Origin of the sequence: Natrinema salinisoli, assembly GCF_020405205.1 — an archaeon.
Lineage (GTDB): Archaea > Halobacteriota > Halobacteria > Halobacteriales > Natrialbaceae > Natrinema > Natrinema salinisoli.
On record NZ_CP084469.1, the window covers coordinates 1,101,441 to 1,114,287 of the forward strand.

13 protein-coding genes are annotated in these 12,847 nt (G+C 66.0%); 8 read left to right on the top strand and 5 right to left on the bottom strand.

Features of this window, described 5'->3' with window-relative positions; genetic code table 11:
* The first annotated feature begins 60 nt into the window (after nt 1-60).
* From rqcH to LDB05_RS05500, 4 genes are all read left to right on the top strand, one after another.
* Nucleotides 61-2,208, top strand: coding sequence for a ribosome rescue protein RqcH (rqcH, locus tag LDB05_RS05485; protein WP_226006919.1), 2,148 nt, complete (start codon nt 61-63; stop codon nt 2,206-2,208).
* Between the two features lie 118 nt (nt 2,209-2,326).
* Complete coding sequence (locus LDB05_RS05490) at nt 2,327-2,578, top strand: hypothetical protein (RefSeq protein ID WP_226006920.1); 252 nt, start codon at nt 2,327-2,329, stop codon at nt 2,576-2,578.
* A 111-nt stretch (nt 2,579-2,689) separates the two neighbouring features.
* On the top strand, nt 2,690-2,983 hold the full coding sequence (locus LDB05_RS05495) for a hypothetical protein (protein ID WP_226006921.1): 294 nt from the start codon (nt 2,690-2,692) through the stop codon (nt 2,981-2,983).
* A gap of 125 nt (nt 2,984-3,108) precedes the next feature.
* Nucleotides 3,109-3,450 (top strand): CBS domain-containing protein, encoded by a 342-nt coding sequence (locus LDB05_RS05500; protein ID WP_226007873.1) that lies wholly within the window; start codon nt 3,109-3,111, stop codon nt 3,448-3,450.
* Nucleotides 3,451-3,524: 74 nt separating this feature from the next.
* Here LDB05_RS05500 and LDB05_RS05505 read toward each other — a convergent pair whose 3' ends face one another.
* A complete protein-coding gene (locus tag LDB05_RS05505) occupies nt 3,525-4,142 on the bottom strand; it encodes a hypothetical protein (protein WP_226006922.1) in 618 nt (205 codons plus the stop codon).
* Between the two features lie 134 nt (nt 4,143-4,276).
* On the opposite strand from LDB05_RS05505, the gene LDB05_RS05510 reads away from it, so the two are divergent.
* Nucleotides 4,277-5,344 (top strand): mRNA surveillance protein pelota, encoded by a 1,068-nt coding sequence (locus LDB05_RS05510; RefSeq protein WP_226006923.1) that lies wholly within the window; start codon nt 4,277-4,279, stop codon nt 5,342-5,344.
* A 30-nt stretch (nt 5,345-5,374) separates the two neighbouring features.
* Here LDB05_RS05510 and LDB05_RS05515 read toward each other — a convergent pair whose 3' ends face one another.
* From LDB05_RS05515 to LDB05_RS05525, 3 genes are all read right to left on the bottom strand, one after another.
* Nucleotides 5,375-6,136 carry a TrmB family transcriptional regulator gene (locus LDB05_RS05515; protein ID WP_226006924.1) on the bottom strand — a complete coding sequence of 254 codons (762 nt, stop codon included), beginning with the start codon at nt 6,134-6,136 and terminating at the stop codon, nt 5,375-5,377.
* Nucleotides 6,133-9,252: an MMPL family transporter gene (locus tag LDB05_RS05520; RefSeq protein ID WP_226006925.1), complete on the bottom strand. Its 3,120-nt coding sequence runs from the start codon at nt 9,250-9,252 to the stop codon at nt 6,133-6,135. Before LDB05_RS05520 ends, LDB05_RS05515 begins: the two co-directional genes overlap by 4 nt.
* Nucleotides 9,253-9,505: 253 nt before the next feature.
* Nucleotides 9,506-10,240: an MBL fold metallo-hydrolase gene (locus LDB05_RS05525; RefSeq protein ID WP_226006926.1), complete on the bottom strand. Its 735-nt coding sequence runs from the start codon at nt 10,238-10,240 to the stop codon at nt 9,506-9,508.
* 167 nt (nt 10,241-10,407) lie between these two features.
* Here LDB05_RS05525 and LDB05_RS05530 point away from each other — a divergent pair, with 167 nt between their 5' ends.
* Entirely contained in the window at nt 10,408-10,668 is a 261-nt protein-coding gene (locus LDB05_RS05530; protein WP_226006927.1) for a hypothetical protein, read from the top strand.
* A 74-nt stretch (nt 10,669-10,742) separates the two neighbouring features.
* Nucleotides 10,743-11,552, top strand: a complete 810-nt coding sequence (locus LDB05_RS05535; RefSeq protein WP_226006928.1) for an Nmad3 family putative nucleotide modification protein — start codon at nt 10,743-10,745, stop codon at nt 11,550-11,552.
* A gap of 61 nt (nt 11,553-11,613) precedes the next feature.
* Here the strand turns inward: LDB05_RS05535 and LDB05_RS05540 are convergent, their stop codons facing one another.
* Nucleotides 11,614-11,973, bottom strand: coding sequence for a DUF7344 domain-containing protein (locus LDB05_RS05540; protein ID WP_226006929.1), 360 nt, complete (start codon nt 11,971-11,973; stop codon nt 11,614-11,616).
* A 293-nt stretch (nt 11,974-12,266) separates the two neighbouring features.
* On the opposite strand from LDB05_RS05540, the gene LDB05_RS05545 reads away from it, so the two are divergent.
* Nucleotides 12,267-12,812: an acyltransferase gene (locus LDB05_RS05545; RefSeq protein ID WP_226006930.1), complete on the top strand. Its 546-nt coding sequence runs from the start codon at nt 12,267-12,269 to the stop codon at nt 12,810-12,812.
* Nucleotides 12,813-12,847: the final 35 nt, after the last annotated feature.

A 12,847-nucleotide genomic window follows, 5' to 3' on the forward strand; every position in this document is an offset into this window, starting at 1 on the left:
TCGAACTGTCGCCGGCGTCGGAGCGACACGTCTTTTTGACCGGACCGGGCAGTGTGCAGTATGGATCCAAAGCGGGAGCTTACGAGCGTCGATCTCGCCGCCCTCGTCGGGGAATTCGGTGCCTACGAGGGAGCGAAGGTCGACAAAGCCTACCTCTACGGCGACGATCTCGTCCGCCTCAAGATGCGGGACTTCGATCGGGGCCGCATGGAACTAATTCTCGAGGTCGGCGAGGTCAAGCGAGCCCACACCGTCGCCCCCGAGCGAGTCCCCGATGCGCCGGGCCGCCCGCCGCAGTTCGCGATGATGCTCCGGAACCGGTTGTCCGGAGCCGACTTCGCCGGCGTCGAACAGTACGAGTTCGATCGCATCCTCGAGTTCGTCTTCGAGCGCGACGACGGGACGACCCGAATCATCGTCGAGCTGTTCGGTCAGGGCAACGTCGCGGTCACCGACGGCGAGTACGAGGTGATCGACTGCCTCGAGACCGTGCGCCTGAAATCGCGAACCGTCGTTCCGGGCTCGCGCTACGAGTTCCCCGACACCCGGACCAACCCGCTGACGATCTCCCGCGAGGCGTTCGATCACGAGATGGAAGACTCCGATACGGACGTGGTTCGAACGCTCGCCACGCAACTGAACTTCGGGGGGCTCTACGCCGAAGAGCTGTGTACCCGCGCCGGAGTCGAGAAGGGGATGGACATCGACGACGCCGGCGATGACGTCTACGATCGGCTCTACGAGGCGATCGAACGACTGGCACTCGACCTGCGCAACGGGAACTTCGATCCGCGCCTCTACCTCGAGGGCGACGACGAGTCCGACGAGGGCGACGACGCGAGCGGCGGACAGGTCGTCGACGTGACGCCGTTCCCGCTCGAGGAACACGAGGAGCTGGCGGGCGAGCCCTACGACTCGTTCCTCTCCGCGCTGGACGACTACTTCTTCCGGCTCGAGCTCGCCGACGAGGAGGAGCCGGACCCGACCGACCAGCGGCCGGACTTCGAGTCGGAGATCGCCAAACACGAGCGGATCATCGAGCAACAGCAGGGGGCGATCGAGGGGTTCGAACAGGAGGCCGACTCCCTGCGCGAGCAGGCCGAACTACTGTACGCGAAGTACGGGTTGGTCGACGACATCCTCTCGACCATTCGTGGTGCTCGCGAACAGGATCGGTCCTGGGACGAAATCAGGGAGCGGTTCGAGGAGGGTGCTGAACAGGGTATCGACGCCGCCGAGGCAGTCGTCGACGTCGACGGTAGCGACGGAACGGTAACGATCGACGTCGACGGCGAGCGAATCAGCCTCGTTACCCAGCAAGGTGTCGAGCAAAACGCCGATCGACTGTACACCGAAGCAAAGCGAGTCGAGGAGAAGAAAGAGGGCGCGCTGGCGGCGATCGAGAACACGCGCGAGGACCTAGAGGACGCCAAGCGCCGCCGCGACGAGTGGGAGGCCGACGAGAGCGGGGAGGCGGCGGAAGACGAGTCGGACGAAGCGGAGTCCGCCCCGCGTGACTGGCTCTCCCAGCCGTCCATTCCGATCCGCGAAAACGAGCCCTGGTTCGACCGGTTCCGCTGGTTCGAGACCAGCGACGACTTCCTCGTAATCGGCGGGCGAAGCGCCGACCAGAACGAGGAACTCGTCAAGAAGTACCTCGAGCCCGGCGATATGGTGCTCCACACGCAGGCTCACGGCGGCCCGGTCACCGTGCTGAAAGCGACCGACCCCAGCGAGGCGTCCTCGAGCGACATCGAACTCCCGGAGTCGAGCATCGAGGAGGCCGCCCAGTTCGCCGTCTCCTACTCCTCCGTCTGGAAAGACGGGCGCTACGCGGGCGACGTCTACGCCGTCGACTCCGATCAGGTCTCGAAGACCCCGGAGAGCGGCGAGTACCTCGAGAAGGGCGGGTTCGCGATTCGAGGCGACCGAACGTACTACCGCGATACGGCGGTCGGTGCGGCGGTCGGGATCCAGTGTGAACCGTACACGCGAGTCATCGGCGGCCCGCCGTCGGCGATCGAGGGACGGGCGGTGACCACGATCGAACTCGAGCCCGGACAGTACGCGCAGGCGGACACGGCCAAGCGGCTCTACCGCGAGTTCCGCGAGCGGTTCGAAGACGAGACGTTCGTCCGCAAGATCGCCAGCCCCGACAGGATTCAACACTTCATGCCGCCGGGCGGGAGCCGCATCGCGGACGACTGACCGGACGGGGAGACCGGTTCGGCCTGCGTGAGTCGTCGCGACTCGCCTGCTCGAGGTCCGACTGACCCCCGCTATGGACGGCCCAACACTGATCGGTGAGCCCGGACTAGCGAGGGCGATGTCGCTCCCACTCGAGACGCTGCACCCCGCCGTTCTCGGCGGCGGAATCGACGCGACGGACGTCGTCGGCGCGGTCCTCGTCGTCGCGATAGTGGTCATCATAGGCGTCGTCGTATTCTTGACGTTCGGTCCCGGAACGCAACCGTATCAGGCGGAGAGCGCCGAGCCGACGCCGACCGACGATGAGGGCGATCGCGACGCCGACGCGGAAGATCGACCCGACTCTCGCCGCGGATCCGAGTCCGGTTGACGGCACGGTAACACTCGTTTCTCCGGGACGCTGGTGCCTTAGCTCGGGCCTCGAGCGAAGGCTGCGACTGCCGGGCCCACGACTTCACGCGCGACGGTGGACGACCCGTCCATGGTGGACATCGATACCGACACTGACACCGAGCCGGAACTGGGCACTGCGACCGTCGTCTACGAGACGCCGGAGGAGGACGTCGAGCGAGTCACCGTCGACAACGACCGGATCGCCTACTTTCAGGATCACTGGCTGTTCGCGTACGGCACCGACGACGACGGGAACGACGTCGTCCGCCGGGTCCCCCGCCAGCGCGTTCACTACGTCGAACGCTCCGTCGAGGAGATCGAAGACACGTTCGAATCCGGCCTCGAGAAAGCGAAGGAGAAAATCGAAGGCCTCCGAGACTGACGCCGGATCGACCCGGATCGACGACGGTCCACTCACCGTTTCGGACGGCAGAGAGGGCAAAACCCATGGTGGTCGTCACTGTATCAGTGCGTATGTCACCAAACAGCACCCGCGTCGAGGACGTGATGTCGACGCCGCTGGAGACAGTTTCGAAGACGGCGACGATTCAGGAGGCCGCGACGGTGATGCGCGATAAAGAGATTACCGCGTTAGTCGTGACGACTGACCCGCCGTCGATCATCACCAGCACCGACCTCGTGGAGGTGGCCGCCGAGGGCCGCGATCCGACCGACGTGCAGGTCAGTGAGGTGATGACGGAGTCAGTCGAAACCGTGCCGCCGGACCTCTATCTTGAGGAGATCGCTGCGATGATGACCGGCCTCGGCATCGGCCACCTGCCGGTCGTCGAGAAGGACGACTACGTCGGGATGATCTCCTCGACCGACGTCACTGCGGAACTCTCCTGACGACCGCCGGGGGTCTGGACATCGACGGAATCGACACCGCGACGATCGAGCGAACGCGACTCCGACGGTCGTCGCTACCGACGTTCGGCCGGCGAGTCGTCCATGTGCATCTCGTGAATCGAGATGCGGATGTCGGAGGCGTCGTCGAACTCAGTCGTCGGCCGGTCGAGGCGGTTTCGTTCGATATCGTCGACCTCGCGTTCGGTGCGACGGTTCGCCCGGCGTTCGGAGGCGTCGTACGCCGACCCCATCGCGATCAGGAAGCCGACCATCGCGGTCACGAGGGCGACGGCACCGATCGCGACGGCGCCGATCGAAGCCACTGCGCCGGAGAGGACCTGTCCGGAGGCCAACAGCGAGACCGCCGTGACGGCCGCGATCAGCGTGAGCAGTCGGGCGAGTCGCCCGGTATCGAGCCCGTGGAACTCCTTCTCGCCGGTCGTATCCGACAATACGGACAGGATTCCGTTGTACGAGTCGTCGGTCCGTGCGTTCCCGAGGGAGTGGATCGACTGAGCGACCCAGACGCCGGCGGTGAAGTTGAGGAACGCGACGAAGGAAACGAGTCCGATATCGCCACCGACGAACAGTCCCGTCGCGACCGCGCCGGTAAACGTCACGGCCATGATGGCGTGGGTTACGAGCGACCGCGTTCCGAAGTCTTCGAACTGGGCAAGGTATCCGAGGTTCATACTCGGACGGAGGCGCGCGGCGGCCATACCCTCAGTCCCTAACTATGATGATTGTTGCCAAGGATCACGAATCTCGATCCCCGCGACATGTACCGATCGCAGTCCACTTACCGCCACCCCGCCAACGACCGCCCATGCAGATCAAAGACCGGGAGCAGGTCGAGGGCGGGCGCGAACGGGTCACCGTCGTCCCCGAGAGCGTCGACGACCTCTGGCACCTGCAGTACGTCCTCGAGCCCGGCGACCGCGTCGCGGGCGATACGACACGGCGGATCCAGCGCAACGACGACCAGATGCGGGACACGGGCGGCGAGCGCGAGCCCATGTGGGTCGCCATCGCCGTCGACGACATCGAGTTCCACAAGTTCGCCAATCGGCTGCGAGTCGGCGGCGAGATCGTCGCCTGCTCGCGCGAGGACCAGCTGGGGTTTCACCACACGCTCAACGTGGAGGAACGCGAGGAGATCTCGATCGAGAAGCGGTTCAAGCCCGATCAGACGGCCCGCCTCGAGGAAGCCGAAGAAGCCACGGAGAACCCGGACGTCGCGATCGCGACCGTCGAAGAGGGACAGGCCCACGTCCACACCGTCGCCCAGTACGGCACCGAGGAGCGGGCGACGATCACCGGCACGACCGGCAAGGGCGAATACGCCCGCGGACGATCGGAACTGTTCGAAGAGCTCGCGACGGTCCTCAAGCGCCTCGAGGTCGACGCGATCATCCTCGCCGGCCCCGGCTTCACGAAGCAGGACGCCTACAAGCACCTCGAGAACAACGAGCCCGAGGTCGCCGAGCAGATCACGATGGTCGACACGGCGGCCGTCGGCGACCGCGGCGTCCACGAGGTGCTCAAGCGCGGGGCCGTCGCGGACGTCCAGGAGGAGACCCGCATCGAGAGCGAGGCCGAGTACATCGACGACCTCACCCGTCGCATCGCGGAGGGCGCGAAGGCGGCGTACGGCCCCGAACAGGTGAAGAAGGCCGCCGAGTTCGGCGCGATCGAGCGCCTGCTCGTGCTCGACGATCGCTTGCAGAAGGAACGCGGCCCGGACGGGGAGTGGGCCGTCAGCGTCGACGAGATCGTTCGCACGACGGAGCAGAAGGGCGGCGACGTGACGGTCTTCTCGAGCGAGTTTCCGCCCGGCCAGCAGCTGTCGAACCTCGGCGGGATCGCGGCGCTGTTGCGCTATCGCCTCGAGTGACCGCCCCCAGCGCGGCCGTCCGCAGCGACCCTACGTCGACCCGAACGGCGTCTCCTCGCCCGCCTCGATCAACTGAATCAGGACCGAAGCGAACAGCGATCCGGCGCTCCAGATCGCGGTTTCGCTCCCGTCGTCGTCGACGACAGAGAGCAGAATCGCGTCGTCGTCCACGATGACGATGCGACCCGAGCGCTCGTCGTCCCGCCGGTGCGTCGGCGGCGAGAACACGGCGACGTCCTCGAGTTGCTCGAGCCGGTCGCGGACCGGTGCCGTGCTGCTGACGGCGAACGCGTCGACGCCCGACGCGGCCCGTTCCTCGAGCGCTGCACCGATCTTTTCGGTGAGTAGTTCCGGCAACCGGGCGACGAAGACGACGCGGTCCTCGGCGTTGGCGACGAGGTCGACGATGCGATCCTCGACGCGGCTGCTCCCGCGAACCGTCCAGATATCTTCCAGTTCTTCCTCGACGGTGGGTTCCTCGACGACGTCCTCGACGTACTCGAACGCCCGCTCTTGCTCCGCCTCGAACCGATCGCGAAGGATTTCCCGGGCCTCGTCGACGCTCACGGGCCGGTAGCGGATCGGGTTCGACTGCTGGACCTCGAGCAGCCCCCGGTCGCCGAGGCTCTCGGCGACGCCGTAGACCTGCGAGCGCGGGACGTCGACGACTCGGGCTACGTCCCGGGCGGTCCCGGATCCGATGCGATGGAGGCCGATGAACACCTTCGCCTCGTAACTCGTGAGCCCGAGCCGCTCGAACGCCTCGAGGGCGTCGGCTTCGTCGGCACTCACTCGTCGTCACCTCCGTCCTCGCGCCGGCCGCCGTCGCTCGCAGGCTGCGGGCTCGCGGGCGAGGGTGATTCGAACGGGACGTCCGGACCGAAGTACCGCGTCCAGAGCACGAGCAGGGTCGGCAAGACCAGCACGCTCGCGAGGAACGCGTAGATGATCGTCAGCGCGGTGATGATCCCGAACTGCTCGAGCACGGGCAGGATCGCGAACGCGAGGACGCCGAACCCGCCGACGGTGGTAGCCGCGCTGCCGAGCAACGCGCCGCCGGTCCCGGTGACCGTCGTCTGCATCGCGTCCCAGACGGAGCCCTGCCGCTCGAGTTCGAGCGTGTAGCGCGCGCTGACGTGAATGCTGTAGGCGACGCCGAGACCGATGGTCAGGCTGGTGATCATCCCCGTGAGGACGTTGAACGGCATCCCGATCACGTACATCGTCCCGAGGATCCAGCTGACCGCGAGCGCGACCGGGAGCAGGGTCACGATTCCCAGCGTCGCGCTGTTCCCGGTCAGCCAGTAGGCGATCGTCAGGAAGGCGAGACAGGCTACGAGCGTGATCAGCAGGCTCTCGAGCACCGTGTCCAGTAGGTCCTGTTCGACGACGTAGCTGACGATCGGATCGCCGGTCGCGATCACGGACCAGCGGTCGTCACCGTCTTCGAAGTCCGCAGCGATCTCGCGCATTCCATCGGTCGTCTCACTGCTCGAGGCGTCGCCCTCGATCGAGACGACCAGCCGGGCGGCCTCGTACTCGCCGTCGCTTCGGTAGAGGACGTCGCCCGCGGCCTCGGAATCGACCTCGTAGAGGTCCTCGTACAGGGATTCGACGTTCTCGTCGGGAACCCCGTCGCCGTCGGTGTCCGCAGCGTGGAACGACTCGTTGAAGGACTCGTTTTCGGCCGCGACGTCTTCCATCACCGACAGCGGACTGCGGACGTCGGCCTCGCCGCTCGCCAGCTCGAAGGCGACGGAGCTGTTCGCGGCGTCGTCCTGCGCAGCGGCCACCCGATCGAGCGTCTCGTCGTCGCTCACCTCACCCCTGACGAGCAGTTGGGCCTGCGAGTCCTGGCGCTGGAAGTTCTGATTGACGTACTCGAGATCGGACTTCGCGCTGTACTCGCCGGGCTTGAACGGCTCGGGGAGGTCGTTCGTCCAGGCCGGCGGGCTGTCGGCGATGAAGTCGTTCTGATCGAAGCTGGTGTCGACCTGGGTCGCGCCGTAGACGCCGCCTGCGGTCACGACGAGCGTGACGAGGAGGAGCACTAGCGGCGCCTTCCGGGCGATAATCGCGCCGACCGAGAGCGCGTCGGCCAGCCGGCCGCCGCCGGTTCCGAACGCCCGCTTGCGACGATCGAACCCGCGGTCCTCGAGTCGCGCGTCGAGCTCGACTTTCGCCGCGGGAATCATCGCGCCGAAGACGATCATCGCGGCGAGGATGCCGAACGCGCTCACGATACCGAAGTCCCGGATCGGAGCGATCGGGCTGACGAGGTTCGAGAGGAAGCCGATGACGGTGGTCGCCGTCACCCAGACGAGCGCGACGCCGACGCCCGCCAGTGCGACGGACATGGAACCGCGCACGTCCGTCGGAACGTCCTCGCGAGCCCCGGATCCGCTCCCGTCGTCCGAGGCGTCCGCCGCCTCGCGTTGCTCCCGGTGGCGCATGAAGACGTGGATCGCGTAGTCGATCGAGAGCCCGATCAGGAGCACCGGAATGGCGACGAACATCTGGTTGAAGGAGATTCCCGTCCAGCCCATGAAGCCGAACGTCCAGATCAGCACCGCGAAAATGCCCGCGATGCCGAGACCGATGTCGAGCGGGTCGCGGTAGGCGATCAACAGCGCAACGACGACGAACAGCAGGGCGAGCGGCGAGACGATCGCCAGACTGTCGCTCATCGACCGGTCGATCTCGTCGGTGATGATACCCGAGCCGAAGACGACCATCTCCTGGTCGGTCGCGTCCGCGAGGTCGCGCAACTCGAGTTGGCTCTCGCTGATCGTCTGGTCGACCGACCCCGGCCCCTGGAAATCGCCGTTGGCGGTCGATTGCACGACGAACAGCATCCGCGCATCGGCCTCCGTCGTGCCCGGATCGTAGGACGTCGGCATCAGGCGTAACGCCAGGTCACCGCCCTGGCCGCCGTCTTCCGAGAGCACGCTCGTGAGCGTCTCCTCGTACTCCGACTCGTTCATCGACTCGAGCGCGTCGATCTGTTCGTCGAGCGGCGGCTGTCCGGCCGACTCGAGTTCCTCGCGATCCTCCGCGAGCTGTTCGCTGTCGTCCTCGAGTTGCGCGAACTCCTCTTCGAGAACGCCTTCCGTCCCCTGCACGTAGACGTCCTCGAGTTGTCCCTCGAGCTCCTCGGATCGGGACTCGTACTCCGCCTCGGAGATCTCACCGGCCTCGTACGATCGCTCAAGGGCGACGATTTCGGACTGAATCCCCCGCGCGTTCGTCATCGCGTCGGCGAATCGGGCCGCCTGTTCGTCGTCCAGATCGGCCGTGGCGTTCTCGGAGACGCGGTCGAACTCGGCCTCGAGTTCGGCCGAACGCTGCTCGTATTCCTCCTCGGAGATCTCGCCGGCCTCGTAAGAGGCGTTGAGCTCTGCGTACTCCGTCTCGAGCGCGACGGTCTCGTTCAGCGACGACTCGAGGGTGGCCGCGGTTTCGTTGAGTTCCGCGCTGCGGGCCTCGAGTTCTGCCCCGCGATCGGCGAGTTCGTCGGCCTGCTCTTCGCGGATCGCGGTCGTCGCCACGAGGTTCTCGACGCCGACGATGGGATCCTCGTCGACTAACGTGGCGTTTATCGACTCGTTGTCGCGGATCGTTTGCTGGAACTCGAGCGAGGAGCGCAACGACTCCTTCGTGAGGACGTCGTCACCCCTGACGATCACCTGTACCGTCGTCGTGTTCTCCCGGTCGTCGGACGAGAAGTTCTCCTGTGCGTACTCGAGGGCGTCCCCTTCGGGCGAGTCGCTCTCGTACTGGTCGAGCGACGACGAGTCGTCGACCATCGGCGCGCCCGCGCCGACCACCGCCGTCGTCAACAGGAGTGCGACGAGGACGATCGCCGAGTGCGTCGTGACCACGTCCGCGATGCGGTCTGGAAGGCTCACCGTCGATCACCGCCCACCGGTCTGATCGTCGAATGCATTCGTTGTACCCTTCTCGTAAACGTGGGAACATATACCTGTTGTTAGCCGAATACTAACAACAATTTCACGGGCGCGGATATGTCTGCCCGCCCCGTCTCGCTGACTTTCAGGTCGGTGGAGACGACCGGCTAACCGGTCTCGAACTGGTGTCCACCGTGCCGTCGTCCGTTTGTCGACGATAACTCACACCGGGACGTGGCCAGTCAGTTCTCGCTCACTCGATGGAAACCGTCGTGAGATCCTCGGCGAATCGGACGTCGCCGTCGTAGTGGGTGGCGATCGACTCGAGCATCTCGTCGTGGCGACCCTCGGTGTGGGGATAGAGGTGGGTCAGGTAGACGCGGCCGATCTCCCGGCCGGCCAGTTCTCGCCCGAGGGACTCCGGCGTCGGGTGGTTCGAGACGTCCACGTCGTCGGGGAAGGAACAGTCGTGAGCGAGGATCGCCGACCCCTCCGCGAAGTTTGCGAGCCCGGCGAAGGCCTCGCTGTCGCCGCTGAACGTGAAGCGGTCGTCGAACCGGTAGGCCAGACACGGCACCGAGTGACGCGTCTCGTACGCCGAGACGTCGAATCCCGCCACGGAAAACTCGCCGGCGACGACCTCCCGAACCTGGAGCTCGAGTTTGTCCTGCATGTACTCGTAGACCTCGAGCAGGTCGTCGACCAGCGCCTTGGTCCCCTGCGGGCCGACGATCTCGAGGTGCTCCTCCCCGGCGAGCCAGCGGGCCTTCATCAGCGGCAGCAGGTCGGAGACGTGGTCGAGGTGGTGGTGGGTAAGGAGGACGGTCGAAACGCTCTCGTAGCCGACGCCGGATTGCTGGAGCCGCTGGAGCGCGCCGGCACCGCAGTCGACCAGCAGCGTTCGCCCGTCGTCCTGAACGAGGATTCCCGCCTGATAGCGTTCGCCCGTGGGCATCGCGCTGCCCGTTCCGAGAAAGGTAACACGCATACGCGGCTCTGGAACGGCCTCCCCGATAAGGGTAGTGCTCGGCATCGTCTCCGCTCCGCTCGGAAGCGCGACTCGCCTCGAGTCGGCACAAAGATTCAAGCGAATGGAATCGTCATCTACCATAACGTTTCGATGGAATCGCACGTCGCCAGTCCGCGGGTGAAGGGATGATCGGCCGCTTCGAGGAGTCGCTCCCGCCGTCGGTTACGAAGACGACGCTGTACCGCGTCGTCGGCTGGCTCCTGCGGGCGTACCTCGCGACCGTCCTCGTCGCCGGTATCTACAGTCTCCTCTGGGTCCTCGAGATCGCCGGGATGTTTCCCGAACGGTGGCTGTCGACGGTCTGGATCGGCATCGTCGCGATGGGCGCGGTCTTTCTGGTCCTCGCTCTCCCCCTCTACTACGCCGCTCGATCGACCGACCGCTGACGGAGCGTCCTCGACGGGGGCCGACCGGCGGTTTTATCGCCGGCTCGATCCCACCTCGAATTACGAATACTCACATGACAGTCGTTCTCGCCGGCGTCGGCGCTGACAGCACGAACGTCGGCGCGCTGGCCCCGCTGTACGACGACGGCCGGTTCGAGTACGTTCCGATCCCGGAGAAAACCCGTGAGACGACCGAGTCGGAAACCCTCGGCTCGTGGCCACTTCGGGCCGGCGAGGGCGTTGCGGCGGATCTCACGACCCGCATCACGCCCCAGCCCGTCCACGACGGGACCGAAACGGTCACCGGCGAGGCCCTCGAGTCGTGGCCGCTCCACCGCGATCCGAACTTCGAGGCGCTGACCTACGGCGAACACCGGACCAGCGGCTACGTCTCGCGACTGCGCGCGCTCGAGCCCGGTGACGTCGTCGGCTTCTACGCCGGCCTGCGCCGCCCCGACGGGGATCGCACGCATCGCTACTTGATCGGCTACTTCACCGTGGACGGCGTGGCCGTCGTCGGTCCGGATACGCCGCCGGCCGAGCGCGAGGCGATCCTCGAGGCGCATCCGGACAACGCCCACGCGAAACGCGCCCGGGACGGCGACCTTTACCTCGAGAAGCCGGTCGTGATCGTCGACGGCCGCGAGCCCGGCGGCCTCTTCGAACGAGACCCGATCCGGCTCAGCGATTACTACGTCGAGGACGGCAACGAACGGGCGCAGTACTACTTGCGGGAGGAGATCGCGTCCGAGTTGAGCGTGCAGGCCGGCGGCACGAACATGATGTTCAAGCCGGCCTATCGCTGTGATCTCTCGGGTGCCGCGTTCCGCGACCGAGTCGGACTCCCCGGCGACCGTTCGAGCGGGGCGTCCGATCTCTTCTGAGGACTGTCTCGATCGGGACCGGACAAATCCTCGCGTCGGCCGTCGAAGTTACGAACCGGCGTCAACTCGTTTCGGCCCCGTTGACGCGGACGCCCTCGAGCGCCTCGACGAACGGTTCGATTTCCTCGAAGCTCGGGCCGCGCGTTACGTCCCTCGTGGATCCGTCGTAGTCGATGACGTCGCACGCGTCGAGCCGCGGGAGGTGGTTGTGACGGAGCGCAGCCATAACGGCTGTCCGGGAGTTCGGTCGCAGGTCACTGGCCGACCGGCCCGGTTCCGTCGCCGTGATATTGGCAGCCAATTCTCGAACCGTCATCCCCTGAACCGCACGGAGAGAGCGCACGACGGATCGGTCCGTTTCGTTCGACAGAATCGTGAAGACGGTGTCCGTCTCGAGTTGCGTCGACTGGGGCTGTGGCATAGATCATCGTTGTCGGCCGTCCGGACAGCGACATCCCCTAACCAAGAAGGAATGTGACGTTCGCACACGGTCGCAATAGTCGGGGTTCGACCGAAGTTCAGGTGCGATACTGCGGTACTCCGACCGTCTGAATCGGTATAGCGCACCTGTTTCGTCCGGTGATCGGTTTCCACTCCGTCGTCGGATCTGCAGTCGGACACCGTCGCTGCCCCGGCGATCCGGTACATCCGGACGAGCAGCCACCGTTCCGAATCGCTCGGTTTGATGTACCGACACGTCGAACGGTGCGGACAGTGACAGCTTCCGACGATACGACGCCGCGACAGGACCGCGTCCAGCGCCACGCGACCCCGGGACCGCGAAACTCGCTGTCCCACTGGACCGCCGCTCGAAACCCGCTCCGGGTCGCGATCAACTACGTCGTCGTCTGGCTCGTCCGAATCTCGCCCAGCCTCCGCCTCAAGCGCTGGCTCTTGCGCCGCATCGGCGTCACGGTCGGTGAGGGCGTTTCCTGGGGTCTCGAGGCCACGCCGGACGTCTTCTGGCCGGATCTGATCACCGTGCGGGCGGACGCGATCATCGGTTACGACGCGACGATCCTCTGTCACGAATTTCTGCAAGACGAGTACCGGACCGGCGAGGTCGTCGTGGGCGAGCGTGCGATGATCGGGGCCGGTGCGATCGTCCTGCCCGGTGTCGAAATCGGCGATGAGGCCCGCATCGCGGCGAACTCGCTCGTGACCCGAGACGTTCCGCCGGACACGACGGTTGCAGGCGTTCCGGCCCGGCCGATGGGGGAGGACCAGGGGGACGGAGACGAATCACCGGCTGCCGAGTAGCCGGTTCGAATCGCACAGTAGACCGGCTGTGCGTA